The organism is Streptomyces sp. NPDC096046 (assembly GCF_040303285.1).
Taxonomy (GTDB): domain Bacteria; phylum Actinomycetota; class Actinomycetes; order Streptomycetales; family Streptomycetaceae; genus Streptomyces.
The window spans coordinates 59,846-84,702 of record NZ_JBEOSZ010000017.1 but is presented as its reverse complement, the minus strand read 5'-3'; the positions used below and the strand labels follow the sequence as shown (position 1 = coordinate 84,702).

Genomic DNA, 24,857 nt, shown 5'->3' with positions numbered 1-24,857 from the left:
GTGAGGGCCGGATGTGCGCCACACCACGCGGGAGACGGCACGGCGCACGAGGAGGCGGCGCCACGGACCACGGGGACACCCGGTGGTGCGTCGCGCCGCCTGCTTCCCTCGGGCCGGCACGTCCATCGCGCCGGCGGTCCTCAGATGCGTCCGCCGGTGAGCCGGGTGAGGGGGCCGTGCGCGCCGCGTTCCGCGCGGCGTCCGACGGCGTAGGACGCCGCGCTCAGAGCCGTCAGCCCCGCTCCGACGCCCGCGGCCACGAGCTTGCGGTGGGCGATGACCGTCCAGGCCGTCTTCGCCGTGGTGGCGACGTGGCCCGAGGCCGTGACGACCGCCTGGCGGCCCGCCTCGACGCCCTTGGCCGCGGTCTGTGCGGCCGACTTCGCCGTCTCGGCGGAGCGCGCCGCGCCGGACTTGGCCGCTGACGCCGTCTCACCGGCCTTGTCCGCCGCGCCCTTCGCCGCCTGGGAGGCCGGCGCGGTGGCCTTGTCCGCCGTGCGGCGGGTCTTGGACTCGGCGGTCCGTACGGTGGTCGGCTTCTGATTCGTGCGCTTGTTCTCTTCAGTCATGGACACCGACTTGCCTCTGACTCCGGTGGCAAACACGTTCGGTCGCGGACCGTCCGGGGCAGGAGGGTGCCTGTACCCCTCACCCGGGGGGTAGACGACCTACAGGCAACCGACACCGGATCAGGAAGGAAGGTGCGTCATGGCCGGAATGCTGAATCGCATCAAGGAGTTCGCCAGGAGCCCGCAGGGACGGCGGGCCACGGAGCAGGCCCGGCGGGCGGCGGCCGACCCCCGCAAGCGGGCCCAGGCCCAGCGTCTGCTCGGCAAGCTCAGGGGCCGCGGCCACTGACCGGGACGCCGGTTCCTCCCGGTATCCAACTCCTTGAGCACACACGTGTGTTCATGTCCGACGGGGGCACTTGGGTGGCACCACACACCTGAGAGGGGATGGTCCGATGGGCAGGGCAGGCAACGGTACGCGGGTCTGCGCCTTAGGCGTCGCCGGAGTCCTGGCGGGGACGGTGCTGGTCGGCTGCGGCGACGGCGGCGACTCGGGCGGTGACGCGCAGGGATCGCCGGCGAAGACCAGCGCCGGCGCCCGGGAGCAGGGCACGCGGGCGGTGCGGTCGGCCTACGACAGGACGGCCGAGGAGGACACCGCCAAGGTGAGGCTGAAGGTGCGGACCTCCGCCCAGGGCACCTCGCAGACCGCGAACGGGCAGGGTGTGGTCGACCTGGACGACGGCGACAGCATCATGACGCTCACGGTGCAGGGGCAGCAGCTCGAGCAGCGGGTGATCGACCAGATCCTCTACCAGAAGATGCCCAAGGGGCAGGCGCCCGGCGGCAAGCCCTGGATCAAGATCGACCTCGGGAAGGTCGCCGCACAGCAGGGTGCGGGCGACCCGTCCATGAGTGACCCGGCGCAGTCCGCCGCGTACGCCAAGGCGATCACCGACAAGGACGTGACCGAGAAGGGCACGGCCACGATCGACGGCGTGAAGACCACGCACTACCGCGTCTCCGTCGACGTCGCCGAACTGCCCAACGGCGACACCCTGCGCGAGCAGGTCGGCCCGACCCTGCCGATGGACGTCTGGCTGGACGACGAGGGCCGGATGCGCCGCCAGCAGATCGACATGACCGTCACGTCCCCGGCGGGGACGCAGGGGTCCTCCACCGATGCCTCGTCGGCTCCCGAGAAGATCACGGTGCGCACGGTCATGGACTTCACCGACTTCGGCACCGAGATGGAGGCGGACGCGCCCCCGGCCGGGCAGGTCACCGACATGACGGGCAAGGCCCTGGAGCAGGGCAAGCGGCAGAGCTGACCCCAGTCCACCTCGCCGCCCGGCCGCGGAGGCGTCCCACGAGGTCCTCCGCGGCCGTCGGCCATGCCGGGTGGCCGACGGCGAAGCCCGCTTCGAGCAGGCGGCCGGGGACGACGCGGCTTCGTTCGCAGCAGTTCGGTGTCCGACCGCAGGACCAAGGCGCTGATCTCCGCCATCCAGCGCGTCGCGGGCAGGCCCACCGGAACGCCCCTCGCGGTACGCAGGGCGTGCATGAAGGCGCGGTGCGGCAAGGGCCCGGGAGCGGCGAGGTCGACCGGGCCCTCGATGTCGTCCCGGGCCCCGAGGAACTCGATCGCCCGGGCGACGTCCTGGTCGTGGATCCAGGACACGTACTGGCCGCCACCGGCGACGGGGCCGCCGAGCCCGAGCCGGGCCGGTCGCGGCAGGACGTCGAAGACGCCGCCTGGAACGTGTTCACAACCCCTGGGGTGTGTAGCGCTCGACCCGCGCGGACGCGTATCGGGCAAGATGGGGCCCATGAGCGTAGTCAAGATCAACGTGCTGACCGTGCCGGCCGAGCAGCGGGAGACGCTGGAGAAGCGGTTCGCCTCCCGGGCGCACGCCGTGGAGAACTCCGACGGATTCGAGTGGTTCGAGCTCCTCCGCCCGGTGGAGGGCACCGACACCTACCTCGTCTACACGCGGTGGCGCGACGAGGAGTCGTTCCAGGCCTGGATGGAGGGGCCGATGAAGACCGCGCACCAGGGTGGCGGTGAGGGCGGCGAGCGGCCGAAGCCCGCGGCGAGCGGCTCGACGCTGTGGTCCTTCGAGGTGGTGCAGCAGGCCGGACCCAAGGAGGCCTGACCGGCGGCGCTCGCACGAGGTCCCCCATGCGCTGTGGCATGGGGGACCTCGTGCGTGGCCTCGCGACCGGTGCTCAGGTGCGTCGGGAGCGTGTGGGCGCGGCGGTGCGGCCGACCGCGGCGGCCAGCTTGCGCAACCGGCGCCAGTCGAGGCGCGGGGGCGCCTCCGGGACGCCCGGGCGGTTGTGGGGCACCCGGACGCGCAGGGCGCGGCGTACGATGCGGCAGTGGACGGGGGCGGACATCGTGAGCGCCTCGCCGTCCAGCCCGACCTCCAGTTGCGGTTCGTCGGCGTCGACGACGACGTGCCGGGCGGTGAGCACGGTGAGCCCCTCCGGACGCGGTGACAGCAGGAGTTCGGCCGCTTCCACGGCGCTGTCCACACGGACGGCCAGCACCCCCAGACGCCCGGAGTTGAGCCGCTCACGCCGGCCGAAACCGAAGGGGTCGTCCATGCGGTACGCGTTGTTGCTCACCAGGATCGCCTGCGGATCGGCGACGGTGGTGCCGTCGGCGGTGGCCGTCAGACGCGGACCGCTCTGCCGGGTGAGCAGGTCGGGCAGACGCTCCAGGGCCGCGCCCACCTTGTCCTCCCGATAGCCGGGGCTCTGGACGACCGCCCCGTACACGCCGAACGACGCGTTGTTGACGAACGGGTGGTCTCCGGCGAACCCGAGGTCGACCCGCAGTTCGACGCCGTCGGTGAGGGCGTCGAGGCAGGTGGCGGGGTCGTCCCGGTCCAGGCCCAGGTCCATGGCGAAGTGGTTGCGGGTACCGGCGGCGATGACGAGGAACGGCAGGCCGTGCTCCGCGGCGACGGCGGCGACCAGGGCCTGGGTGCCGTCGCCGCCCGCCACGCCCAGCAGGTCGGCTCCGTCGGCCACCGCGGCCTTGGCCAGGGCCGTGACGTCCTGGTGCTGGTCCTGGTCGAGCAGGACGACCTGGGCGCCCAGCGACTCGGCCTTCTCCCGCAGACTGAACTTCTCCACCTTGCCGCCGCCGGAACGCGGGTTGAGCAGCAGGAAGGGCCGCAGCGGCGGCGGTGTGCGGTACTCCTTGGCCCGTACGGACCGCAGGCCCGTGCTGCGCAGGGCGTAGCGGCCGCTCCAGACCGCCCCGCACCACAGGAGCAGGGAGAGGAAGACCACCCAGAGGAGATTCGCGGTGGCGAAGAGGGTGATGAGGCCGACGGGCGCGACGACGACCAGCGCGGCCGCGGCGACGCGGGCCACTCCCCGCCGGGACAGGACCCACCACAGCGCGGCCGCGGTCAGGGCGAGGCCCGCGAGGGCCGTCACGAGCAGCAGGAGCCCTCGCAGCCCGCCGGAGACGAGGGGCAGCAGGACCGCGAGAGCGGCCGCGGCCAGGGCACCCCTGGCGGCCCATCTCTGCCGGCGGTGAAACCGCTCGTTCATCGCCGATCCCATCTCGTCCCTCCGCTCGAAGGCGGGCGCGGGCGCACTCTCGAGACCGCGCCCGGCCGTGACCATCGTGCCCGCCGACGCCTCGGCTCTGCCACTGCCGTCCATGGATGGCTCCCCTCCGCCGGGCACCTCAGGCGCGAAGAACCCCGTGGACGGAGCCATCGGTAGCGTACGCGGCTCTCCGTGCTCTGTTCCGCGCACCGGTGCACATCGGCACGCAGACTCACTCCCTTTTCCGCCTCACGCCCTTGACCTGTTGAGTCTTATTACGCAACTTCGTGGCCTCAGTCCCAGTCCGGCGAGGAGGCCGACACACGATGGAGCGGACGGGCGCACGGTACGCGGATCAACCGACGGTCGAGGTGACGACGTGGATCGCCGCCCCGCCGGGCAGGGGGTGTTCGTGCCGCACGCGGTCGAGGAGCTCGCCTCCCCGGTCGTCGACATCGGCAGGGGGTTCGAGGCGTACAGGGAGCGGCTGCGGGCGAAGTCGCCGGGGTTCCTCAGACAGACGCTGGCGAAGAAGCTCAAGCCGGCGCGGCGGATCGGGACGGTGCGGTTCGTGTACGACTCCGCGGATCCCGGGGCGCTGCGGGCGCTGATGCGGTGGAAGTCGGCACAGTACCGGCGGACCGGCCGCGGGGACCGGTTCGCGCAGGAGTGGATCACCCGCCTGGTGGGGTCGCTCGGGGCGAGCGAGGACCCCGAGTGCCGTGGGGTGCTGTCCGTGCTGTACGCCGCGGACCGTCCCGTGGCGGCGCGCTTCGGCCTGCGCTCGCGCTCGGTGCTGTTCTGGTGGTTCCCGGCGTACGACCGCGCGTACGCCGCGTACTCCCCCGGCCTCGTGCCGCAGTTGAGGATGCTGGAGGCCGCGGCGGCCGACGGGGTCGAGACGGTGGACCTGGGGAGCGGTCCGGCCCGCTACAAGGATTCGCTCAAGACCCGCGACCTGCGGGTGTACGAAGGGGCGGTGGTAGGGCCGGTGCCGGGCGGGGCCGCCCACTGGTTGGGCCGGGAGCCCGCACGGGCCGCCCGTCGCTTCGTCCGCGACCGGCCCCGCCTGGCCGGCGCGGCGGCACGGACCCTTGAGGAACTGAGCCGGTTGCGGGGCGGCTGGGGCCGGGCCGTCCGGTCCCGGACCGGCTGATCGGGAGCCGGGTGCCCGGCCCCTGAGGGCCGGGCACCGCGCGGTCATCCCGTGGCGGTCCAGCTGTGGGCGACGTCCACGACGACGCGGTCGTCCAGTTGCTGCACCCGGAAGGGCAGCCGGGCGCGGACGCCGAGGCCGATCTGGGTGTCCCCCTCGAAGCTGCCCGCGAAACGGGTGTCCCGGAAGGTTCGGTAGCCGGTGAGGTCGACGCCCGGCAGCGGACGCGCCGGGCGGCCGGGATACGTGGCCGCGCCGGTCTCCGGGTCGTACGCGGGAGCGGCCACGCGCACCTCGAGGACGGCGCCGCCGGCCACCGGGATGTGCCGGCCCGAGCCGTCCTGGTAGAGCCGGTCGACGTACTGCACGGTGTAGCCGACGCCGCTGCCGCCGCCCGGCACGTCGATGACCATCCGGTCGAAGCAGGTGTGGCGGCCGGTCCTGACGTTCGTCACCGATGCGAGCGTGGCGCCGGCGTCGGTCTTGGCGAGGCTTCCCCAGCCGGTCGGGCACGTGGCCTGTGCGGTGGACCGCTGGACGCCGGCCGGTGCGGCGCCGGCCGGAACCGTCGCCACGGCCACCGTGGCCCCCACGAGTGCGAGAGTCGCGCATGCTCTTCTGATTCTTACCATTGCCGCCCCCGAGGCTTGCATGTGGATGATGCCGGGTGAGACGACCGGGCGGACCGAAAGGTTGCACTTGCCGCGCCGGACCGCCGACGATGGCACATCCTGGTGGGGAGCGATAGGTGTCCGGTGCGTCCGTACCGGGAGGACGCGACATGGATGAGGCAGCCGCCGTACCGGACAGGCCCCGGTCAGCCGGTGGCCGGAGCCGGGACGGGGCTGACTGCCGGGTCCCGAACGGGGACACGGGCCGGATCGAGGACGCCCTGACGGCCCCGCTGGTCCAGGCCGTGCGGGATTTCGACGGCTACGGCGGACTGGTCTACCTGCGCTCCCGAGACCGGCGCTCGCTGGTCCTCGCGATGGTCACCGGCGTGCCCCGGTCCCTGCTCAAGAGCTGGTGGCGGGTACCGGTGGGCGGTGCCCTGCCCATGGCGGAGGCCTACCGGCGCGACGAGACGCTGTGGCTGCCGGACGAGCGGGCCAGCATGGTGCGCTTCCCCCACTTCACCGCCGGGCTGCCCTACTCCTTCGGCTCCGCCTACCAGCCCGTGCAGGCCGGCGGCGAGACCGTGGGCGTCCTCGTCGTGCTGCGCTCGGCCGCCCGGACGCCCATCGACGCGGAGGCGGTGGATCTCGCGCTGCGACCCGCCGAGCGGGCCATGGAGGAGCGCCTCGACCGCTTCGCCGCGAACCGGACCGGCCCGGGCCCGGCCGGCTACCGGATCGAGTACGACGACGACCCGGTCAGCGTGCGACTGCCCACCGCCGCCGCCCGTCCGGTCCGGGTCGGGCTCATCGACTGGGACCTGGACAGCGACCGGTGCGCGGCGGACGACGAGGCCCTCGAACTGCTGGGCGTCGACCGCGCGGACTACGGCGGCACCATCGCGGACGTCGAGGCCCGGGTCAACCCCGACGACCTGCACGAGCTGCGGGAGAGCCGGCATGACGCGCTGTCCAGCGGCCGGGTCAGGTCCCGGCACTTTCGGCTGCGGGACGAGTCCCGGGGCGAGGCGAGGACCAGCTACCGGCCGGTCGAGCTGTGGGGCCACCTCGTGCACGGCGGTGCCGGCTCCGGGCGGATCCTGGTGGGCGCGCTCGTCGACGCGGCCGGCGGGGTCACCGCGGCCGAGGCGGCCGAGCGGCTGCCCGACGGGCTGTTCTCCCTGGACCAGGACGGCCGTCTGACGTACGCCAACCGCCGCTGCGAGGAACTGCTGGGATCAGGCCGGGAAGAGCTCTTCGGGCGTTACCCGTGGGAGGTGGTCACCTGGCTCCGTGATCCCGCCTACGAGGACCGCTACCGAGCGGCGATGCTGTCGCAGGAGCAGGTGTCCTTCCTCGTGCGGCGCCCCGAGGGGAACTGGCTGAGCTTCGTGCTGTATCCGGACGTGCACGGGCTGACCGGACGGGTCTTTCCGGCCGGGCCGCCCACGGGGACCGAGGCGGGAGCGGAAGCCGGTTCCGGCGCCGGTCCCGGCATCAGCGCCGTCGCCCCGCCGCCCGGGCCGGTCGCCGCCGCGCGTGCCGGGGCGCTGTACCACGTGGTGCAGATGGCGAGCGTGCTCACCGAGGCGGTCACCGTGCGGGACGTCTGCCGGGCGGTGTCGGAGCAGCTGCTGCCCGCCTTCGGCGCCCGGGAGCTGGCCCTGTACACCGTCCGCGAGGGCCGGATGTACCTGCTGTGGGAGTCGGGTTACCCGGAGGGGTTCCTCACCCCGTTCGAAGGGGTCACCCTCGACACACAGCTGCCCGGCGTCCACGCGCTGACCACGCGGCTCCCCCTGTTCTTCGAGTCGCCCGAGGACCTCTCCCTCGCCTATCCGGGCATCGTCCTGGACCGGATGAACGCCTGGTCGTTCCTGCCGCTGATCGCCTCCGGTCATGCGGTCGGCTCGTGCATCCTCGGCTGGGACACCCCGCACCGGTTCACCCCCGACGAGCGCTCGGCCCTCACCGCGCTCAGCGGCCTGGCCGCCCAGGCGATGGAGCGGGCGCGGCTCTACGACTCGGAGTCCGCCGTCGCCCGCGGCCTCCAGGAGGGGCTGCTGCCGCACCGGCTGCCCGCCGTCGATGGCCTGCGCACCACCGGCCGCTATCTGCCCGGCACACAGGGCATGGCGATCGGCGGCGACTGGTACGACGTGATCACCACCGGCCGTGGCGTGGCGCTGGTCATCGGGGACGTCGAGGGCCACAGCGTGGGGGCCGCCGCGGTGATGGGACAGTTGCGCAGCGCCGTGCACGCCTTCGCCGCGAGCGAGCGCCCGCCGCAGGAGGTCATCACGCACACCAACCGGCTGCTGACCGAGCTGGAGTCGGACGTCTTCGCCACCTGCTGCTACATCGAACTCGACCCGGCCACCGGGCGCGCCCTCGCCGTACGGGCCGGCCATCCCCCACCGCTGCTGCGCCATCCCGACGGGCGGGCCGAGACACTGGACCTCGCGGGCGGCGTCATGCTGGGCGTGCAGCCCGACTCGGTCTATCCCGTCACCGCGCTCACGCTCGCCCCCGGCAGCGTTCTCGCCCTGTACACCGACGGGCTGGTGGAGCGGCCCGGCAGCGACATCGAGACGGGCATCGGCGCGGTCCGCCGGCGTCTGTCCGAGACCCCGGCGGATTCGGTGGAGCATCTCGCCGACCGGCTGGTGGGGACCGCCCGGCAGGCCCCGGAGCGGCCGGACGACGTGGCGCTGCTGCTGACGGCGTACCGGTGATCGCGGCGCTCGACGCCGGGCATGCTCCGGACGCCCGGCCGAGCGGGTGAACGGCCGCGCGAGAAGGACGGGGAGTAGCGTGGGCGGGACCGGTGAGCGAGGCGGTGGTGACGGTGGACTGGCAGCGGTACGCCGAGCAGATGGCGCTGCTCGCCCGTGATCTGGTCGCGGCGGATTCGGTTCAGGCGACGCTGGACGTGATCGTGACAGCGGCGGTGAGGCTGGTCGAGGGGTGCGACGCGGCGGGCATCCTGACCGTTGCGAAGGGCCGGTCCGTGACGCTGGCCGTGTGCGGTGACGGAGTCGAGGAGTCGGACCGGCTCCAGGGCGAGCTGGGCGAGGGGCCGTGCTTCGACGCCGCGCGCCGCGTGGACGGCGAGAGGCTGTTCCGGATCGCCGACATGACCCGGCCGCAGCCGTCCTGGCCGCGGTACAGCCTGGCGGCCCGCGACCTCGGTATCGGCAGCATGACCGGTGTCCTGCTGTACACCGACCGGGAGGACTTCGGCGCGCTGAACCTCTACTCCTTCCGCCCCGGGGCGTTCGGGGAGGACTCCGAGGCGGCGGGGTGGCTGCTGGCCTCACACGCCGCGGTGGCGCTGGCCACGGCGCGCACCGTCGACCAGCTGGAGAACGCCATGGAGACACGGCACTCCATAGGCGAGGCCATGGGAATCCTGATGGAGCGGCATCAGCTGGGCGAGGACGAGGCCTTCGGCGTGCTGCGGCGTGTCTCCCAGCAGCACAACCTCAAGTTGCGCGACGTGGCGCGGAGGGTCCGGGACGGCCACCCCGATCCGGCCTGACGGGCCGGCGGCCTCACTGCGCTCCGTCCCGGAGACGGGAGACGCGCAGGAGGAGCACGGCGATGTCGTCGGTGTGCCGTCCGGTGGGTGTGGTGTGGCGCAGGAGCCGGTCGATGAGCCGTTCCAGATCGTGGCCGTCGGCGCCGTCCAGGTGCCCGGCGAGGTCGGCCGTGGTGCGGGTGGCGTCGGTGCCGGGGAGTTCGACCAGGCCGTCGGTGTAGAGGGCGAGGGTGGTGCCGGGGAGCAGCGGCACGGTCGTGACCGGGTAGTGGGCGCCGGTGACGATGCCCAGCAGGGGGCCGGGCTCGACGTCGAGGACCCCCGCCGGGTGCCGGGCGTGGCGCAGCAGCGGCGGCACGTGCCCCGCGCTGACGAAGGAGGCCTGTCGGCCCGCCAGGTCGAGGTGGACGTAGAGGCAGGAGACGAGCAGTTCCGAGTCCAGGTCGGCCAGGAGCCGGTTGGTCCGGGCGAGGACGTCGCCGGGTGCGGCGCCGGCGGTGGCGTGGGCGTGGATGGCGGTGCGGACCTGGCCCATGAGGGCGGCGGCGGCGACGCTGTGGCCTTCCACGTCGCCGATGACGGCGGCCGCGGTCGTGTCGTTCAGGCGCAGGACGTCGAAGAAGTCCCCGCCGACCTCGGTGCCGTGGCCGGCGGGCAGGTAGCGGGCGGCGACGTCGAGGCCGGGCAGACGGGGCAGGGCCCGAGGCAGCAGGGCGCGCTGCAGTTCGTGCACGAGCCGGTGTTTGGTGTCGTAGAGGCGGGCGCGGTCGAGGGCTTGGGCGATGAGGCCGGACAGCGAGGTGAGGACGGCGCGTTCGTCGGCGGTGAAGGTGTGCGGCCGGGTGTAGGACAGGATGCAGCAGCCGACCGGTCGGCCGGAGATGATCAGGGGGAGGAACGCCCAGGCCTCCTTGCCGCTGATCTGGGGTGCTCGGGGGTAGCTGGCGGCCAGTTCGGCGGGGTGGGCGAAGAAGGCCGGGGTGCCGTCGGTGAGGACCCGGCCGGCGGGGGTGAGGTCGGTGTCCAGGGCCAGGGCGTCGAGCCGCTCCATGACGTCGGCCGGGTAGCCGTGGTAGCCGGTGATCTTCAGCCGGCCGGCCTCGACGCCGGACAGGACGAGGCCCTGGGCGCCGAAGGCGGGCAGGATCTGGTGGGCGATCAGCGCGACGAGGTCGCTCACGGTCACCGTCTCGGTGAGCGCGGCCGCGAGGTGCACGAGTTGGTAGAGGCGTCCCGTCGGTGCCGCGACGGCCGGGCGCGCCGGGGCGGGCGGGGAGTCCTCGCTCTGCCGGGTGCTCGCGACCACGCGCACACTGATGCCGCTGGTGTCGGGATAGAGCTGGAAGGTCAGCGGCTGGTCCGGCGGCCGCAGCGCGGTGAAGGACACGGGGGCGCGGCTGACGAGCGCCGTGCGGTAGTGGTCCTCGTAGACGGGGTCGTCGAGCCAGGGCAGGGAGTGCCAGGGCCGGGTTCCGAGGAGCCGGTCGGCTCCGCGGCCGAGCAGGCGGGCCGCCGTGGCGGTGACGAAGGTGATACGGCCCTCCAGGTCGAGGGCCAGGGCGCCTTCGGGAAGGCGTTCGAGGTAGTCGGCGGCGGCCAGGCCGGTCTGCGCGGGGTGGCGTGAGACCTCGACGGGGACGACGCGCGGCACCTCGGGCAGGTGCGGCGACCGGGTGGCGTCGTCCAGCAGGCGGGCGATGCGGCGCGCGCTGGAGGTGAGGTGTCCCTGTTCGCGGGGTGTGATCCTGCGGGGCCGCCCGGCTGGCCACATCAGCACCAGGCCGCCCCAGGAACGCCGAACCCCGGTCAGCGGAACGGCGGCCAGGGCGAAGGGGTAGGGCAGGACGGCGGCGGCCCGGGGATAGCGGCGGGCCATCTCATCCTGGCCGGTGACGCTGACCACGGCGTCGTCATGGATGGCGTCGGTGACCGGGACGGGTGCGGTCAGGGGCAGCCGCTGCCACGGGACGGTGAAGGCCGCCGGGAGACCGCACTGGGCCACCAGGCGCAACACCGGCTCCGCCTCCTCGATCAGAAAGAGGCCGCCGAACGAGGCGCCGGTACCGCGCACGGTGTCGGCCAGGGCCGCTGCCAGTGCGTCGTCCAGCGATCCGGTGCCTCCGGCCTGCTCATCGCTCCCGGGCATGGTGTCCTCCCGCTCCTACCCGGACGCTACGCCTGGCGAGGCCCGCGGGCACGTCGTCGGCGCGGGTGCCCGCCTTCGACACCGGAAGGTGCGGGCCGGGGGCGCTGCCGGGGACAGTGATCCGGTCGTTTCGCACGGGCGGCTGTGCGTGCGGGCGCCCGCTGACAGAATCGGGAGCCCTGGACGGCATCGGGAGGCCGGCTTGCTGACGTTGACATCGCAGGACCCACCGGCCGTGGCCGTCACGGAGGCGATCCGGACGGGGGACCTGCCCGGGCTGAGGCGGCTGCTCGCCGACCACCCGGGTCTCGCCGCCGCACGCGTCACCGAGCACGGTGCGGACGGCACCGGCACGCGCAGTCTGCTGCACCTCGCGACCGACTGGCCCGGTCACTTCCCCCACGGTCCCGAAGTGATCGCGATCCTGGTCGCCGCCGGGGCCGATCCCGACGCCCGCTTCGGCGGAGCGCACGCGGAGACGCCCCTGCACTGGGCCGCGAGCAGCAACGACGTGCCCGCCCTGGACGCGCTCATCGCGGCCGGGGCCGACATCGAAGCGCCCGGGGCGGTCATCGGCGGTGGTACCCCGCTCGCCGACGCCCGGGGGTTCGGCCAGTGGCGCGCGGCGCACCGGCTCGTCGAACACGGCGCCCACGTCACCCTCCAGGACGCCGCCGCGCTCGGCCTGCTCGACCGGGTGCGGGCGTGCCTCGAGGCGGACGAGCCGCCCTCGGCGGAGGAGATCACCGGCGCGTTCTGGGGCGCCTGCCACGGCGGGCACCTGCCCACCGCGCGATACCTCCACGAACGCGGCGCCGACCCTCACTGGCGCGGCTACGACGGCATGACCCCGCTCGACATCGCCCGCGCCCAGGACGCCGACGACGTCGTGCGGTGGCTGCACGCCCTGGAGAGGCAGGGCCGCGCCTAGTGTCGCGGCAGGCAACGTTTGCCCATTGAGCGGCGTCCGGTGCGTGCTCTCGGCGGGCCGGCCGGAAGTCCTCGTACTGGACGTACTTGGGCTTTCGGCCGGTGCGGCGGTGGGGGCCCCTCCCGTTCGAGCGAAGCCGAGAACGGGGGAGCGTGCCGGGCGCCGCGACGGGGCAAACGTTCCTGCCGCGGCACTAGCCAGAGCCGGGCGGGGCGGCTCACAGGCAGTAGCGCACGAGCCATTCGTCCTGGTTGTACGCGGTGCGCGCCGGGTCGGGCACACTGGACGCCCGCTCCTCGACCATGTCCTCCACGCGCACCGGTTCCGGGAGTGCCCCGAAACGGGCTCGGCGGACGGCTGTCTCCGCCTCGCTCCCCTGCTGCGACGTCGCCTCGTCCACGGCGGTTCCCCTCTCCGGCTGGTCGGATCGACCGTTCGGCCCTAGCTGGGCAAAGAGTTGACGTGTGAGAAGGGTTCATGGTTCCCGTGGCGGCGCTCAGCCGGAGAAGTGGCGCCGCCACCGGTGCCGGGCGAGGGCGGCCGGCCGGGCCCCGATGAGCGGCCGGCCGTCGCTCAGGGCGGTGCGGCGCTCGATGCTGCGGACGCCGTGCATGCCGCTCCGCTCCGCCCGCGTGCCCGGCAACGTGCTCGCGCATTGCCCACCGGCCCTGTCCGAGGTCGTCGACGGCTCCGACTCGCACGACGGACTGGGCCCCGGCTTTCCCGGCGACTGGCGCCGGGCGGCGCGCGACGCGGAGTTCCGGCGCGCCCAGGACGACGAACGTGACCGGGTGTACCTCGACCCGGCGGTCCGGCAGGGCACAGCGGACGGGCTGCGGGTGCTGGGCCGGTTCGCCCCTGCGACGTCATCGTCATACACGGCGACGGGGGCGACCTGAACCCGCCACTGGACCGGAAGGTCCACGGCGACAGCTACCACATCGGCTGACCCACGGGCCCGGGCGGGAATTGGTCCACCGAGCAGGCAGGCCATTGGACTCCTTCCCGGGCCGCCCGGCTGCCTAGCGTCATCCGCATGAACGCCACGACCACGCGCGGCGCCCTGCTCGCCGCGCTCGCCTGCGTCCTCGTCGGAGGATCCTTCACCGCCAACAGCGTGCTGGGCGACTACCCGTACGCGGGCGGCCAGTTCCTGCGCTACGGGCTGGCCTGCCTGCTGCTGGTCCCGGTGGCGGGGAAGGGCGCCGCCGGCCGGCTGCGCGCACTCACACCGCGCCAGTGGGGGCGTCTCGCCCTGCTCGCGGCGGTCGGCATGGTCGGTTTCAACCTGGCCGTCATCGCCGCGGAGCGCACGGCGGAACCGGCGGTTCCCGGCGTGTTCGTGGGCTGCGCGCCGGTGGCGGTCGCCGTGCTCGTGCCCCTCCTGGAGGGGCGCAGGCCCAGGCGGACGGTGCTGTACGGGGCGTCGCTCGTGGCCGTCGGCGCCTTCACGGTCCAGGGGTGGGGGCGCACCGACGGGGCGGGCATCGCCTTCTCCGTGTGCGCCCTTGCGGGGGAGGTCGGGTTCGCCGTGCTCGCCGTGCCCGTGCTGCGGCCGCTCGGGCCCCGGCTGCTGTCCGCCACGGTGTGCGCGGTCGCCGCGGTGGAGTCGGCGGCGACAGGGCTGTGGGTCGACGGGGGCTCCTGGCTGCGGCGGCCGGACGGTGTCGAGACGGCCGCGCTGCTGTGGCAGGCGGTGGTGGTCACCGTGGTCGGCTTCGTGTGCTGGTACATGGGCATGCAGCGGATCGGCGCGGAACGCGCCACCCTGTTCTCCGGCCTCATCCCGGTCGCGGCGGCCGGCACCGCACCGCTCGTCGGCACGGGTTCCTACGGTCTCGCGCAGGCGGCGGGGAGCGCGCTGGTGGGGCTCGGAGTGGCGCTCGGGTCGGGAGCGCTGCGACGGGTGGGGCGTGAGCGCCGGTCACGCGGTCGGGCCTTTCGGGGGAACGGCCGCCGGGAGTCCCGGGCAGTCCGCGTGCCTGGAACGCCGGAGTGATCCCGCGCGCATCTAATGGACGGCACTGTACGCCCCGGCCGACCCAGGAGACGACGCCCATGTCGCACACCCGTACCGGTGAAGGGGCCCGGAAGGCCGCGCGCGGGAGTGTGCTGCGGCGGCTGGGCGAGTGGTGCGCGCGTCACTTCGGGATCGTCATCGGCGCCTGGCTCGTGGCGCTGGTGGCACTCCAGGTCGTCAACCACGTCGCCGGCGGAACGTACTCCGACAACTTCTCCCTGCCCCAGGCCCAGTCGCAGAAGGGCCTGGACGTGCTGAAGCGGCACGACCCGCAGGCCGGGGGCTACAGCAGCCAGATCGTGCTGCACGACGACCGGCAGGCCCTGACCGCGCTGAGCTCCCAGATGTCCACCACGGTCGCCGACCTGGAGAAGCTGCCGCACGTCCTGTCGGCGCAGAACCCGCTGTCCGCTCAAGGAGCGTCCCCGGGACAGTCTCAGCAGCAGAACGTCGGACCGCTGTCGGACGACAAGAAGACGGCCTACATCACCGTCCGCTTCGACCAGCAGCCCTCGACACTCGGCGACGGCTACCTCGACGGGGTCGACGACGCCGTGCAGCCACTGCGGTCGGCCGGGGCGCAGGTCGAGTACGGCGGACCGCTCGGCGAACTGGCCCGGCCGGAGGCCGACGACCGGATCAGCGAACTGATCGGTTTCGGCGTGGCCGTCGTGGTGCTGCTGGTCGGGTTCGGGAGCGTCATCGCCGCCGGTATCCCCCTGCTCACCGCGCTGATCAGCGTCGTGGGCGGTCTCGCCCTCCTCGGGCTGCTGGCCGTCGCGTTCACCTTCGCGACGGTCTCACCCACCCTCGCCACGATGATCGGGCTCGGAGTCGGCATCGACTACGCCCTGTTTCTGATCACCCGTCACCGGCAGAACCTCATCGACGGCATGGACCCGGTGCGCGCCGCCGGCCAGGCCGCCGGTAGCAGTGGCCACGCCGTCCTCGTCTCCGGCTGCACGGTGATCATCGCGCTCGCGGGCCTGTCCGCGTCCGGGGTCTCCTTCATCGCCCTGCTCGGGCTCGCCGCCGCCGTCACCGTCGTCTCGGCCGTCGTCGGCGCGCTCACCCTCGTGCCCGCGCTGCTCGGTCTTCTCGGGCGGCACATCGACCGCTACACGGTGCGCCGCCCCGTCGCCGAGACCGGCGCCGAGGAGGGCGAGACGCCGCAGGGCACCTGGCACCGGTACGCGCAGCGGGTGGAGCGCAGACCCCTGTGGTTCCTGACGGCGGGTGTCGCCGTGGTCGTGGTGCTCGCGATCCCCGTGTTCTCCCTCCAGCTCGGCCACATCGGCGACGGCGCCGACCCGACCTCGTTCACCGACCGGCGGGCCTACGACCTGATGACCGACGCGTTCGGGCCCGGCTCCAACGGACCCCTCACCGTGGTCATCGACCAGACGGACGTGCCCGCCTCGCAGCGCTCCGGCCTGGCCTCGAAGGCCCAGCAGACCCTCGATTCGGTCCCGGGCGCCGCCGTCGTCACCCCCCTGACGCCCACGCAGGACGGCGACGTCCTCGTCGGCACCGTCTACTCGACCCGGTCGCCGCAGAGCGCCACCACCACCGACCTGGTCAACCGGCTGGTCGACGACACCCTGCCGGCCGCGGTCCAGGGCACCGATGCCAAGGGCTACGTCACCGGTACGACGGCGGCCCAGGTCGACTTCCGCGACATCGTCGCCTCCCGGCTGCCCCTGATCATCCTCGTCGTGGTCGCACTGGCCTTCCTGATCATCCTGGCCGTGTTCCGGGGACTGCTCGTCGCCGTCAAGGCGGCCGTCCTGAACGTCCTGTCGATCGCCGCCTCGTACGGCGTGGTCGTGGCCGTGTTCCAGTGGGGCTGGGGCGGCCCCGCACTCGGCGTCAACGGCACCGTGCCCATCGAGAGCTACGTGCCGATGATGATGTTCGCCATCATCTTCGGCCTCAGCATGGACTACGAGATCTTCCTGCTCTCCCGCGTCCACGAGGCGTGGCAGCGCACCGGGGACGCGAAGGCCTCCGTGGCTCACGCCCTGGAGACCACGGCCCGCGTCATCACCTGTGCCGCGCTGATCATGGTGAGCGTGTTCGCGGCGTTCATCGTCAGCGACAACATCGTGGTGAAGATGCTCGGGCTGGGGCTGGCCGTCAGCGTGCTCATCGACGCGACCGTCGTACGGCTGCTCATGGTGCCGGCGGTGATGACGCTGCTCGGGCGGCACGCCTGGTGGACGCCGCGCTGGCTGGACCGGGTGCTGCCGCACATCGACGCCGAGGGTACGACGCGGGCGCAAGCGCGCCCGGCGCCCTAGGGATGTCAGCGCAGGACCAGGTGGACGAGGGCGACGGTGCCGACCGACACGATCAGGGTGCGCAGGACGGCGGGACTGAAGCGGCGGCCCGTTCTGGCTCCGACCAGGCCGCCCAGCGCGGAGCCTGCGGCGATGAGCACGACCGCCGTCCAGTCGAAGTCGGCGAAGAAGACGAACAGCAGGGCGGCGACGGTGTTGACGACGGCCGCCAGCACGTTCTTGACCGCGTTGAGCCGCTGCAGCGTCTCGTCGAGCAGCATGCCCATCAGGGAGACGTAGATGATGCCCTGCGCGGCGGAGAAGTAGCCGCCGTAGACGCTGGCCAGCGTCAGGCCGGTGAAGAGCAGCGCGCCGCCGTCACGGCGGACGGGACCGCCGGACTCGCGTCGGCGGCGCACCCGCCTCGCGATCCAGGGCTGGCAGGCGACCAGGACGAGGGCGAGCCCCACCAGGACCGGCACGATCCGCTCGAACGCCGACGCGGGCAGGGTCAGCAGCAGCACGGCACCCGCGAGGCCGCCCAGCACCGCTCCGATGCCCAGCAGGAGAACGCGCCGACCCTGTCCGCGCAGTTCCTCGCGGTAGCCCACAGCCGCGGTGATGGAGCCGGGAACCAGGCCCAGCCCGTTGGACACCGTGGCGGTGACCGGAGGCAGTCCGGCGGCCAGCAGGACCGGAAAGGTGATCAGCGTTCCCGAGCCGACGACGGCGTTGACGGCCCCGGCACCGGTGCCGGCGGCGAACACGGCGGCCATCTCCCACGGCGTCACGCTGCCGCTCCACCGCGTATGCCGTTGCACGTGAGGTTCATGTGGCCACGCTAGAGGGCGCATCCTTCGGCGGTGGTCGAAGGGTGCCGGTCCCGACCTCGGCCGGGCGCACGGAACGGCGGCGGGATCCGGTGGGATCCCGCCGCCGTTCGTGGGTCGTGCCCGGGCACTACGCCTGGCCGCGCCTCACCCGGCGCAGGACGACGAAGCCCGCGATGACCAGAACTGCGCCCGCCGCGGCCGGCCACAGCTGGGCGCCGGTGTCGGCCAGGCCGCCCCCGCCGACCGCCTGCGGCTCCGTCTGCGAGGGAGCCGACGGGGTCGGCGCCGCACTGGTGGCCGTGCCGACGGCCTGGGAGTCGCCGAGTCCGTCCGATTCCTCACCGGAGGCCTCCTTCGAACCGCTGCCCTGTTCGGCGACGTCACCGCCACCGGCCGTGGAGGTCGCCTTCACCTCGGGCTCGGCCCGGCCGGGAGCCGTGGACGCGTCGTCGGAGTCCGTCTCGGGCGCCGGCTTGTTCGCCGGGGGCTTCGCGGCCTCACCCTTGCCGTCGTCACCGCCGTCGCCCTTGTCACCGGGCTTCCCGGCGTCGTTCCCGCCCTGCGGGGCGCCGGGCGTGCGGGTGGGCTCCTCCTGCGGGGCCTCGGGGGTCTTGGTCGGCTCCTCCTGGGGAGCCTCGGGCTCCTCCTGCGGGGCTTCCGGCGTCTTGGTCGGCTCCTCCTGGGGCTGCTCGGTCGGCTCCGGGTTCTGCCCGCCGTTCGCTCCGGCTCCGCACTCACGGCCGTCGTTGATGCAGTCGACCATCTCCCCCATCAGATCCTCGTCGAAGATGTTGATGAAGTCGCCGTGGTCCGTGACCGGCTTGTGCAGCTGCTCCGGGAAGGAGTCGACCGCGAACAGCGGTGTCGTACGGCCACCGTCCTGCAGGCTCGGCGCGTCGATGTCGTAGACGATGCGCTGGACCAGCTGCGGGATGGGGCGGAAGCCGGACGGGCAGGTGCCGGCGGCGTCCGCGAACGCCACATGGGTACGGTGGTTGGCGCTGTCGATGTTGCGCCCGTCCCAGCAGCTCTGGAACTTGAAGGTCCGTACGACGTCGCTGCCCTGGGGGCACAGCGGGTACTTGTCCTTCAGCTGCCGGTCCTCGAAGCCGGTGCAGCTCCAGGAGGCGTTGGCGTTGGCGGGGCCGTTGACGAACGACTTGGCGTCGCCGGTGATGATGCGCAGCAGCCGCGGCATGGCCGTGACCTTCTCACGCGGGTTGCCGACGAAGGTCAGCGTGACCTGCTTCGGCGTGACGATCTCGCCGGCGTTGCCCTCGATGCCGCCGCCGGGCTTGTCGGCGTCCTGCTCCTGGGCGCCGTTCTGCAGACGCACGACGGGCCAGTAGTAGGACGACTTGTCGCCCTGGTCGTCGCAGCTGGTCTCCGCCTTGGCCAGCTCCTGGTCGCTGGCGAAGGCGTTGTTGGACTGGTTGCCGACGTAGTCGTGGAAGTGGTGGGCGCCGTTGCTCACACCCGGGGCGGCGATGATGTTGTCCGAGTTGAACAGCCCGTTCTCGTTCACCCCGCAGTCGGTGGCGAAGGAACCGCGGGACGCGTCGCCCTGCGGGCTGGGGTTGTTCACGTTGGGCTGGACGCTCTTGATGTCCGCGAAGTCGGCGGCGACGGGGCCGTTGCCCGCCTGCCCGCCGTTGGCGCCCTGGCCCTGGCCGTTCCCCTGCTCCTGACCGGTCCCGCCCTGCTCCTGGCCGGGCTGCCCGGCCCCAGCGCCTTCCTGGCCTTCGCCCTGCGCGGGAGCCTGGTTGCCTTCCTGCACGGTGCAGGCGGCGAAGGCCTCCAGCCCCTCGGGGCGGTCCCCTACCCGGTCGACGGCGATCGCGATGCGCTCCAGGGTCGCGGTCCGCTTCTCCTTCAGCGGGTTCACGACCGCGTTGCCGGCGAAGCCGGGGTCCTGCCGCATCTGCTGCGCCGATTCACTCAGCCGCTGATAGGCCTTGGCGATCTGCTCGTCCAGGAGGGCGAGTTCCTTGTCGACCTCCCCGCGCGCCTGCTCGGGGACCGAGGTCAGCTTGCTGCCGACATCCGGGCAGTCGATCGTGGCGCCCGCCGTCCGAACCCCCGCGCCGGACCGCGTCTGGGCGGAGTCACCGCCCGAACCCCCGTCCGTGGCCGAGGCGTAGACGTTCGCGGCCATCAAGCCGCCGCCGCCCAGAATCAGTGCGAATGCGGCGAAGGTCGCGCGTCGTGGGCCGGTAGGGCGTCTTCGCGTGTTGCGTCCCAAGGGTGCTCTCCTGCGCTTGTGGCGTACCGGGCATGAAAATCCCCTCGCCCATACGTACGGGAGCACCGGCGTGTTCACTCACCCCGAAAACTTTCGGAGAACTCTCATGGAGCGCGGCCCGGCCCGAGCCCCGCCGGACGCACGGTCCGGCGGGGCGGCGCAGGTCAGCGGAAGTTCACGTCACTGCACAGGAAGTAGGTCTGGTCCATGTGCGAGGCCTGCCAGATCGTGTACACGACGTGCCGGCCGCTCAGCCCCGAAGTACTCACCGGAATCTCGTAGTTCTGGCTGGGCGCGTACCTGCCGGTGCGCTTGACGAGCTGGAGGTCGTTCCAGGTCAGCGGGCGGGTGGTGGGGTCGAAGCCCTGCCGCGTGACGTAGACCAGGAAGTAGTCGGCGCCGTGACTGGCCTGGTCGTAGAGCTTCACCGTGAAGTCGCCGGTGATGTCGGTGGTCTTCCAGGCGCCGACGGCGTCGAGGGAGTTGTACCGGCCGCCCTCGGTCCGTCCCCCGCTGCAGAGCCGGCCGTTGGGGACGACGGCCTGGAAGTTCCCGCCGGAGCCGTTGCGGTACAGGCCGTTCCAGTTCCACATGGCGCTGGGATTGTCCTGCCACGCCTGCCAGCACATGGGGTCGAGACGGGCCATCTCGGGGTTCTGGAAGTCGCTCCCCCAGCGCAGCCAGCAGCCGTAGTTGCGGGAGGCCGGATCCACGACCGACCCGTGGGCGACGGCGGTGCCGCTCCAGGGGATCAGGCTGAGCAGTGCGGCGACCAGCGCGCTCAGGACGAGCGTCAGGCGGACCTGAGCCCGGGGAAGCGCAAGTCATGGCCATGACAATTCATGATCTCCTTCTTTCGGGTGTGGGGGTCCTCGTACCTTCGACCGTGTTCGTTTCCGTTTTCGATCATGTTTCGACGCGTGGGGGGTGCCGGGGGGCGTGGGAGCGCTCCCGCATCGCACAGGCTGCGCCCGATGAGACGGCTCGGCAACGCCTGATTGCGCCACTTCCGCGCCCCCTGGCGCATTCGATGTGTTCGATGTGTTCGATGGGCAGGACCGTCAGAGCCGGTCAAGGTCCTTCGTGGTGCGTCCGAGGTAGCCGACCCCGTCCGGCGCGGGGATGTCGATCTCTTCGAAGCCCAAGCGGTCGTAGAAGGCCCTTGCCCGGGTGTTGGCGGTCGACATGGCCAGATGGACGGCCGGTACCCCCCTGTCTTGGAGGGCCTGCAGGAACGTCCGCATCAGGCGGCGGCCGTGACCGCGGCCCTGCCGGCCGGGCAGCAGGTCGATGTGCAGATGCGCGGGGTGAGCGGCCAGCCCGGGCAGCACCATCCGTTCGGGATCGTGCAGCAGGCCCGCCATCACCTCGTCCGGGGTGCGCGGCGGCCGGGGCGGCTCCGGGTGGCGGTCGGCCACCAGGGGCAGCCACGTGGTGCGGAAGGCCTCGGCGAAACGGAGGGTGTCGGCCGTGCCGAGGACGTACCCGACCGCCTGCCCCCGCCCGTCGTCCAGCACGAAGGCCAGGTCCGGCTCCAGATGGACGTACGGCGCCGCGAAGGCCGCCGGAAAGATACCCGGGTCCGCGTAGTGGGGGCGGCTGTCCTCACCGTGGTGGGCGGTGCGGATGCAGATGTCGTCGAGGGCGGGGCGATCCTCGGGGCGGTACGGCCGGATGACGGGTGTCGTTGTCATGACGGCATCGTGCCGCCATGGGAGCGCTCCCTCAACCGTCCTGCGAATCGTCATGCGAGCGCTCCCGCGAGCCTCTTGTGACACGCCTTGAGCCCGGCTTGCGCCAGCGCGGCTTAAGGGCCCCGCCAGGGGTTACCCGGCTCCCATGGTGAAGCTGCATATTCCAGGACGAAAAGAACACCACAAGGACGAGGCGCCACCTCAGGACCCGCGACCGGGACCCGAGCAGGAGAGCCGAGAGCCTGTCGACGCGGAAAGCCGAGGCCCTGCCGAGGCGGAACGCCGCGAGGCTCCCGCCCCCGAGTCCGAGGACCCCGGGCCGAGCCCTGAAGTAGAGGGGGCGGCGCCCGACAAGCCGACGGATCTGCCCCCGAAGTCGTGGGGCGCGGTGCTGAAGGGAAGCTTGCGGGAGTTCAAGGACGACGAGCTGACCGACCGGGCGGCGGCGCTGACCTATTACGGCGTGCTGTCGCTGTTCCCCGCGCTGCTGGTGCTGGTGTCCATGCTGGGCCTCGCCGGGAAGTCGGCCACGGACAAGGTGCTGGAGAACGTCCAGCAGCTGACCCCCGCCTCGGCCCGCGACATCATCACCCGTGCCGTCGAGCAGTTGCAGGGCAACGCCGGCATCGGCTCGCTGATGGCGATCGTCGGTCTCGTCCTGGCGGTCTGGTCGGCGTCCGGCTATGTGGCCGCGTTCATCCGCTCGGCCAATGCCGTCTACGACATGCCGGAGGGCCGGCCGGTGTGGAAGCTGCTGCCGGTGCGGGTGGCCGTGACGGTCGTGCTGATGGTGATGGCCGTGATCAGCGCGCTGATCGTGGTCTTCACCGGCGGACTGGCCCAGCAGGTCGGGACGGCCCTGGGGATCGGCGAGACCGCGCTGACGGTCTGGTCGATCGCGAAGTGGCCCGTCCTGGTCCTGCTGGTCACGACCATGATCGCGCTCCTGTACTGGGCGACCCCGAACGCCAAGGTGAAGGGCTTCCGCTGGCTCACGCCCGGCAGTCTGCTCGCCCTGCTGATCTGGATGCTCGCGTCCGCCGGTTTCGCGTTCTACGTGGCCAACTTCGCCTCGTACAACAAGACCTACGGCACGATGGCCGGTGTCATCGTCTTCCTGGTGTGGCTGTGGATCACCAACCTGGCGATCCTGCTGGGCCTGGAGTTCGACGCGGAGACGGCGCGGCAGCGGGCCATCGCCGGCGGTCACCCGCCGGAGGCCGAGCCGTACACGCAGCCGCGTGACACCCGGAAGTGGGACGAGCAGGACCGGCGCCGGCTGGACGAGACCTGACGGGGCCAGACGGTTCAGCCCGTGAGCCCGGCGGCGACCGTCGCGCCCAGTTCCCAGCACCGTCCGAGGTCGCCCTTGTCCGGCTCGCCGGTCACGGTGACGGCCTCGGCGGTGCGGCGCCAGCCGAGGCCCGTCGTGACCGACTCGATCCCGCGCACTGCTCCGGTGACGTCGTTGCCGCCGTGGACCCAGTAGCCGAAAGGGCGTCCGCGGGTGGCGTCCAGACACGGGTAGTAGACCTGGTCGAAGAAATGCTTGAGGGCCCCGGACATGTAGCCGAGGTTCGCGGGGGTGCCGAGGAGGAAGCCGTCGGCGGCGAGGACGTCGGAGGCGGTGGCCGCCAGGGCGGGCACCCGGACGACCCGGACGTCCTCGATCTCGGGGTCCGTCGCACCGGACAGGACGGCTTCGAACATCGCCTGGCAGTGGGGCGAGGGCGTGTGATGGACGATCAGCAAGGTGGCCACGGCACCTGACCTTGCCGTCCGGCCCCCGTCACCGCAAGCGGTGACGGGGGCCGGATGTCGGTGTGCCGTGGCTCAGCGGTTGCCGCGACGGCGGATCAGCAGGACGGCCACCAGGACGGCACCGGCGCCCGCCAGCAGGGCGCCCCGGTGGTCGCGCATCTGCCGCGGGGCCTTGTCCTGCCAGACCTGTTCGGCCTGCGCGGCCTTCTCCTTGGCGCCCTGGGCGGCCGCTGCGCCCTTCTGCTTCACCGGCTCGGGCAGCTTCTCCTCCACGGTGTGGGCGACGTGCGCGGCCTTGGCCCTGGCCTGCCCGCTCCATTCCTGCGCCTTGGCCCCGGCCTGCTCCTTGACCGCGACGGCCTTCTCGCGGGCGCGGGTCTTGACGTCGGCGCGGTCGGCGAGTGCCTGGACGGTGTCGCCGAGCTCGTGCCGGGTGTGCTCGACCTGCTCGCGCAACTCCTCCTGGCTGCGGGCGGTCGGCTCGTCGTGCGGAGGTTGGGTCATCGCTGTGCACTCTCCTTGATCTCGGCCACATCGGCCTTCACGCTGTCGATGGTCCGCTGCGGGGTGGGCGGGGCGGCGCTGGGCACCTGCTTGCGTCCGGCCAGCGCCGTCAGGCCCGTGGCGAGGGCCAGGACGCCCGTGACGATCAGCGCCGCGGCCCACACCGGCAGCGGTACGGCCAAGGCGGCGATCACCGTGGCGACCAGGGCCTGCAGGGTGACGAAACCGAGTACGCCGGCTCCGCCGAACAGGCCGCCACCCTTGCCGTAGCGTTTGCCCTTCTCAGTCATCTCCGCCTGCGCGAGGCGCATTTCGCCGCGCACGAGCTCGGTCAGCTGCTCGGTGGCCCGTTGCACCAGCTCGCCCACCGGTTCTTCCCCGGCCGTCTGCGCGCTTCCCGTGCGGGGAGCGGCGGGGGCCGTGCGGTGCGTGTCCGTCATGGCGATCACCTCCCGGTCCGTAGTTGACGGACGGGTACCAGCGAGAGCGGAAAGAACACCTGGTCGGACGAGTTTCGCTGACGATGAGTGAGCGGCGCGAAATCCGGTACCCGTCGGTCGCTCACGTACGAGAGAGGGAGGTATCGCCTTGTCGCAGGTAGAGGAATCCATCGAGGTCCGCGTGCCGGTGCACACCGCGTACAACCAGTGGACGCAGTTCGAGTCCTTCCCCGAGTTCATGGACGGTGTCGAGCGCATCGAGCAGCGCACCGACACCCTCACGCACTGGGTGACCAAGGTCGGCGGACAGGCGCGGGAGTTCGACGCGGAGATCACCGAGCAGGTCCCCGACGAGCGCGTCGCGTGGACCACCGTGGACGGCGAGGCGCGGCAGGCCGGTGTGGTGACCTTCCACCGCATCCAGGACGACACGACCAAGGTCATGCTGCAGATGGACTTCGACCCCAGCGGTGTGGCCGAGACGGTGGGCGACAAGCTCGGGTTCGTGAAGCGGCAGGTCTCCGGGGATCTCAAGCGGTTCAAGGAGTTCATGGAGGCCCGTGGAGGGGAGACGGGCGCCTGGCGCGGCCAGGTCTGACCCGGCACGAGAAGGCCGC

The 24,857-nt window shown here is 72.5% G+C and carries 22 protein-coding genes and 3 pseudogenes; 12 read left to right on the top strand and 13 right to left on the bottom strand.

Features of this window, described 5'->3' with window-relative positions; translation table 11 throughout:
- Nucleotides 1–140: 140 nt before the first annotated feature.
- Nucleotides 141–569: a hypothetical protein gene (locus tag ABTX62_RS17325; protein ID WP_352116946.1), complete on the bottom strand. Its 429-nt coding sequence runs from the start codon at nucleotides 567–569 to the stop codon at nucleotides 141–143.
- A 139-nt stretch (nucleotides 570–708) separates the two neighbouring features.
- Between ABTX62_RS17325 and ABTX62_RS17320 the strand changes: the two genes are divergently transcribed.
- Both ABTX62_RS17320 and ABTX62_RS17315 read left to right on the top strand, forming a co-directional pair.
- Entirely contained in the window at nucleotides 709–858 is a 150-nt protein-coding gene (locus ABTX62_RS17320) for a hypothetical protein (RefSeq protein WP_352116945.1), read from the top strand.
- Between the two features lie 106 nt (nucleotides 859–964).
- The gene (locus ABTX62_RS17315; RefSeq protein ID WP_352116944.1) at nucleotides 965–1,840 is read left to right on the top strand and encodes an SCO4651 family lipoprotein; all 876 of its coding nucleotides are present in this window, start codon (nucleotides 965–967) and stop codon (nucleotides 1,838–1,840) included.
- On the opposite strand, the pseudogene ABTX62_RS17310 reads toward ABTX62_RS17315, so the two are convergent.
- Nucleotides 1,791–2,265 (bottom strand): annotated as a pseudogene (locus ABTX62_RS17310) (Rossmann-fold NAD(P)-binding domain-containing protein); the annotation flags it as partial. The gene ABTX62_RS17315 and the pseudogene ABTX62_RS17310 overlap by 50 nt on opposite strands.
- A 73-nt stretch (nucleotides 2,266–2,338) precedes the next feature.
- Here ABTX62_RS17310 and ABTX62_RS17305 point away from each other — a divergent pair.
- Complete coding sequence (locus ABTX62_RS17305) at nucleotides 2,339–2,665, top strand: antibiotic biosynthesis monooxygenase family protein (RefSeq protein WP_033311730.1); 327 nt, start codon at nucleotides 2,339–2,341, stop codon at nucleotides 2,663–2,665.
- A 73-nt stretch (nucleotides 2,666–2,738) separates the two neighbouring features.
- Here ABTX62_RS17305 and ABTX62_RS17300 read toward each other — a convergent pair whose 3' ends face one another.
- The gene (locus ABTX62_RS17300) at nucleotides 2,739–4,091 is read right to left on the bottom strand and encodes a diacylglycerol/lipid kinase family protein (protein WP_352117004.1); all 1,353 of its coding nucleotides are present in this window, start codon (nucleotides 4,089–4,091) and stop codon (nucleotides 2,739–2,741) included.
- Between the two features lie 376 nt (nucleotides 4,092–4,467).
- Here ABTX62_RS17300 and ABTX62_RS17295 point away from each other — a divergent pair.
- A pseudogene (locus ABTX62_RS17295) lies at nucleotides 4,468–5,235 on the top strand (GNAT family N-acetyltransferase); the annotation flags it as partial.
- 44 nt (nucleotides 5,236–5,279) lie between these two features.
- Here the strand turns inward: ABTX62_RS17295 and ABTX62_RS17290 are convergent.
- Nucleotides 5,280–5,867: an AMIN-like domain-containing (lipo)protein gene (locus tag ABTX62_RS17290; RefSeq protein WP_352116943.1), complete on the bottom strand. Its 588-nt coding sequence runs from the start codon at nucleotides 5,865–5,867 to the stop codon at nucleotides 5,280–5,282.
- Nucleotides 5,868–6,016: 149 nt separating this feature from the next.
- Between ABTX62_RS17290 and ABTX62_RS17285 the strand changes: the two genes are divergently transcribed.
- On the top strand, nucleotides 6,017–8,584 hold the full coding sequence (locus tag ABTX62_RS17285; RefSeq protein WP_352116942.1) for a SpoIIE family protein phosphatase: 2,568 nt from the start codon (nucleotides 6,017–6,019) through the stop codon (nucleotides 8,582–8,584).
- Between the two features lie 113 nt (nucleotides 8,585–8,697).
- On the top strand, nucleotides 8,698–9,390 hold the full coding sequence (locus ABTX62_RS17280; protein WP_352117003.1) for a GAF and ANTAR domain-containing protein: 693 nt from the start codon (nucleotides 8,698–8,700) through the stop codon (nucleotides 9,388–9,390).
- Between the two features lie 13 nt (nucleotides 9,391–9,403).
- Here ABTX62_RS17280 and ABTX62_RS17275 read toward each other — a convergent pair whose 3' ends face one another.
- Entirely contained in the window at nucleotides 9,404–11,536 is a 2,133-nt protein-coding gene (locus ABTX62_RS17275; protein WP_352116941.1) for a SpoIIE family protein phosphatase, read from the bottom strand.
- Between the two features lie 202 nt (nucleotides 11,537–11,738).
- Here ABTX62_RS17275 and ABTX62_RS17270 point away from each other — a divergent pair, with 202 nt between their 5' ends.
- Complete coding sequence (locus ABTX62_RS17270; RefSeq protein ID WP_352116940.1) at nucleotides 11,739–12,467, top strand: ankyrin repeat domain-containing protein; 729 nt, start codon at nucleotides 11,739–11,741, stop codon at nucleotides 12,465–12,467.
- Between the two features lie 217 nt (nucleotides 12,468–12,684).
- Here the strand turns inward: ABTX62_RS17270 and ABTX62_RS17265 are convergent, their stop codons facing one another.
- The gene (locus tag ABTX62_RS17265) at nucleotides 12,685–12,867 is read right to left on the bottom strand and encodes a hypothetical protein (RefSeq protein WP_283973766.1); all 183 of its coding nucleotides are present in this window, start codon (nucleotides 12,865–12,867) and stop codon (nucleotides 12,685–12,687) included.
- Nucleotides 12,868–13,084: 217 nt separating this feature from the next.
- Between ABTX62_RS17265 and ABTX62_RS17260 the strand changes: the two are divergent.
- From ABTX62_RS17260 to ABTX62_RS17250, 3 genes and pseudogenes are all read left to right on the top strand, one after another.
- Nucleotides 13,085–13,416, top strand: a pseudogene (locus tag ABTX62_RS17260) (chitosanase); the annotation flags it as partial.
- A gap of 87 nt (nucleotides 13,417–13,503) precedes the next feature.
- The gene (locus tag ABTX62_RS17255) at nucleotides 13,504–14,466 is read left to right on the top strand and encodes a DMT family transporter (protein ID WP_352116939.1); all 963 of its coding nucleotides are present in this window, start codon (nucleotides 13,504–13,506) and stop codon (nucleotides 14,464–14,466) included.
- A gap of 59 nt (nucleotides 14,467–14,525) precedes the next feature.
- Entirely contained in the window at nucleotides 14,526–16,787 is a 2,262-nt protein-coding gene (locus tag ABTX62_RS17250) for an MMPL family transporter (RefSeq protein WP_352116938.1), read from the top strand.
- A 5-nt stretch (nucleotides 16,788–16,792) separates the two neighbouring features.
- Here the strand turns inward: ABTX62_RS17250 and ABTX62_RS17245 are convergent, their stop codons facing one another.
- The 4 genes from ABTX62_RS17245 to ABTX62_RS17230 form a co-directional block, all read right to left on the bottom strand.
- Entirely contained in the window at nucleotides 16,793–17,557 is a 765-nt protein-coding gene (locus ABTX62_RS17245) for a sulfite exporter TauE/SafE family protein (protein WP_352116937.1), read from the bottom strand.
- Between the two features lie 169 nt (nucleotides 17,558–17,726).
- On the bottom strand, nucleotides 17,727–19,754 hold the full coding sequence (locus tag ABTX62_RS17240; protein ID WP_352116936.1) for a DUF1996 domain-containing protein: 2,028 nt from the start codon (nucleotides 19,752–19,754) through the stop codon (nucleotides 17,727–17,729).
- 251 nt (nucleotides 19,755–20,005) lie between these two features.
- Nucleotides 20,006–20,638 carry a lytic polysaccharide monooxygenase auxiliary activity family 9 protein gene (locus tag ABTX62_RS17235; RefSeq protein ID WP_352117002.1) on the bottom strand — a complete coding sequence of 211 codons (633 nt, stop codon included), beginning with the start codon at nucleotides 20,636–20,638 and terminating at the stop codon, nucleotides 20,006–20,008.
- 264 nt (nucleotides 20,639–20,902) lie between these two features.
- The gene (locus ABTX62_RS17230; RefSeq protein WP_352116935.1) at nucleotides 20,903–21,535 is read right to left on the bottom strand and encodes a GNAT family N-acetyltransferase; all 633 of its coding nucleotides are present in this window, start codon (nucleotides 21,533–21,535) and stop codon (nucleotides 20,903–20,905) included.
- 145 nt (nucleotides 21,536–21,680) lie between these two features.
- Here ABTX62_RS17230 and ABTX62_RS17225 point away from each other — a divergent pair, with 145 nt between their 5' ends.
- Complete coding sequence (locus ABTX62_RS17225; RefSeq protein ID WP_352116934.1) at nucleotides 21,681–22,829, top strand: YhjD/YihY/BrkB family envelope integrity protein; 1,149 nt, start codon at nucleotides 21,681–21,683, stop codon at nucleotides 22,827–22,829.
- Nucleotides 22,830–22,843: 14 nt separating this feature from the next.
- Here ABTX62_RS17225 and ABTX62_RS17220 read toward each other — a convergent pair whose 3' ends face one another.
- From ABTX62_RS17220 to ABTX62_RS17210, 3 genes are all read right to left on the bottom strand, one after another.
- A complete protein-coding gene (locus tag ABTX62_RS17220; protein WP_352116933.1) occupies nucleotides 22,844–23,296 on the bottom strand; it encodes a flavodoxin family protein in 453 nt (150 codons plus the stop codon).
- A gap of 72 nt (nucleotides 23,297–23,368) precedes the next feature.
- Nucleotides 23,369–23,800 carry a DUF3618 domain-containing protein gene (locus ABTX62_RS17215; RefSeq protein WP_352116932.1) on the bottom strand — a complete coding sequence of 144 codons (432 nt, stop codon included), beginning with the start codon at nucleotides 23,798–23,800 and terminating at the stop codon, nucleotides 23,369–23,371.
- Complete coding sequence (locus ABTX62_RS17210) at nucleotides 23,797–24,240, bottom strand: phage holin family protein (RefSeq protein WP_502997967.1); 444 nt, start codon at nucleotides 24,238–24,240, stop codon at nucleotides 23,797–23,799. The genes ABTX62_RS17215 and ABTX62_RS17210 overlap by 4 nt, the downstream gene beginning before the upstream one ends.
- Before the next feature lie 148 nt (nucleotides 24,241–24,388).
- On the opposite strand from ABTX62_RS17210, the gene ABTX62_RS17205 reads away from it, so the two are divergent.
- Nucleotides 24,389–24,838, top strand: a complete 450-nt coding sequence (locus ABTX62_RS17205) for an SRPBCC family protein (RefSeq protein WP_352116931.1) — start codon at nucleotides 24,389–24,391, stop codon at nucleotides 24,836–24,838.
- Nucleotides 24,839–24,857: the final 19 nt, after the last annotated feature.

What these genes read in the sequence shown, in the direction of transcription:
- ABTX62_RS17230 (WP_352116935.1), bottom strand. Translation starts at nt 21,535, where the DNA reads ATGACAACGACACCCGTCATCCGGCCGTACCGCCCCGAGGATCGCCCC.
- ABTX62_RS17285 (WP_352116942.1), top strand. Translation starts at nt 6,017, where the DNA reads ATGGATGAGGCAGCCGCCGTACCGGACAGGCCCCGGTCAGCCGGTGGC.
- ABTX62_RS17250 (WP_352116938.1), top strand. Translation starts at nt 14,526, where the DNA reads ATGTCGCACACCCGTACCGGTGAAGGGGCCCGGAAGGCCGCGCGCGGG.
- ABTX62_RS17255 (WP_352116939.1), top strand. Translation starts at nt 13,504, where the DNA reads ATGAACGCCACGACCACGCGCGGCGCCCTGCTCGCCGCGCTCGCCTGC.
- ABTX62_RS17215 (WP_352116932.1), bottom strand. Translation starts at nt 23,800, where the DNA reads ATGACCCAACCTCCGCACGACGAGCCGACCGCCCGCAGCCAGGAGGAG.
- ABTX62_RS17300 (WP_352117004.1), bottom strand. Translation starts at nt 4,091, where the DNA reads ATGGGATCGGCGATGAACGAGCGGTTTCACCGCCGGCAGAGATGGGCC.
- ABTX62_RS17305 (WP_033311730.1), top strand. Translation starts at nt 2,339, where the DNA reads ATGAGCGTAGTCAAGATCAACGTGCTGACCGTGCCGGCCGAGCAGCGG.
- ABTX62_RS17290 (WP_352116943.1), bottom strand. Translation starts at nt 5,867, where the DNA reads ATGGTAAGAATCAGAAGAGCATGCGCGACTCTCGCACTCGTGGGGGCC.
- ABTX62_RS17325 (WP_352116946.1), bottom strand. Translation starts at nt 569, where the DNA reads ATGACTGAAGAGAACAAGCGCACGAATCAGAAGCCGACCACCGTACGG.
- ABTX62_RS17210 (WP_502997967.1), bottom strand. Translation starts at nt 24,240, where the DNA reads ATGACGGACACGCACCGCACGGCCCCCGCCGCTCCCCGCACGGGAAGC.
- ABTX62_RS17225 (WP_352116934.1), top strand. Translation starts at nt 21,681, where the DNA reads ATGGTGAAGCTGCATATTCCAGGACGAAAAGAACACCACAAGGACGAG.
- ABTX62_RS17240 (WP_352116936.1), bottom strand. Translation starts at nt 19,754, where the DNA reads ATGGCCGCGAACGTCTACGCCTCGGCCACGGACGGGGGTTCGGGCGGT.
- ABTX62_RS17320 (WP_352116945.1), top strand. Translation starts at nt 709, where the DNA reads ATGGCCGGAATGCTGAATCGCATCAAGGAGTTCGCCAGGAGCCCGCAG.
- ABTX62_RS17275 (WP_352116941.1), bottom strand. Translation starts at nt 11,536, where the DNA reads ATGCCCGGGAGCGATGAGCAGGCCGGAGGCACCGGATCGCTGGACGAC.
- ABTX62_RS17315 (WP_352116944.1), top strand. Translation starts at nt 965, where the DNA reads ATGGGCAGGGCAGGCAACGGTACGCGGGTCTGCGCCTTAGGCGTCGCC.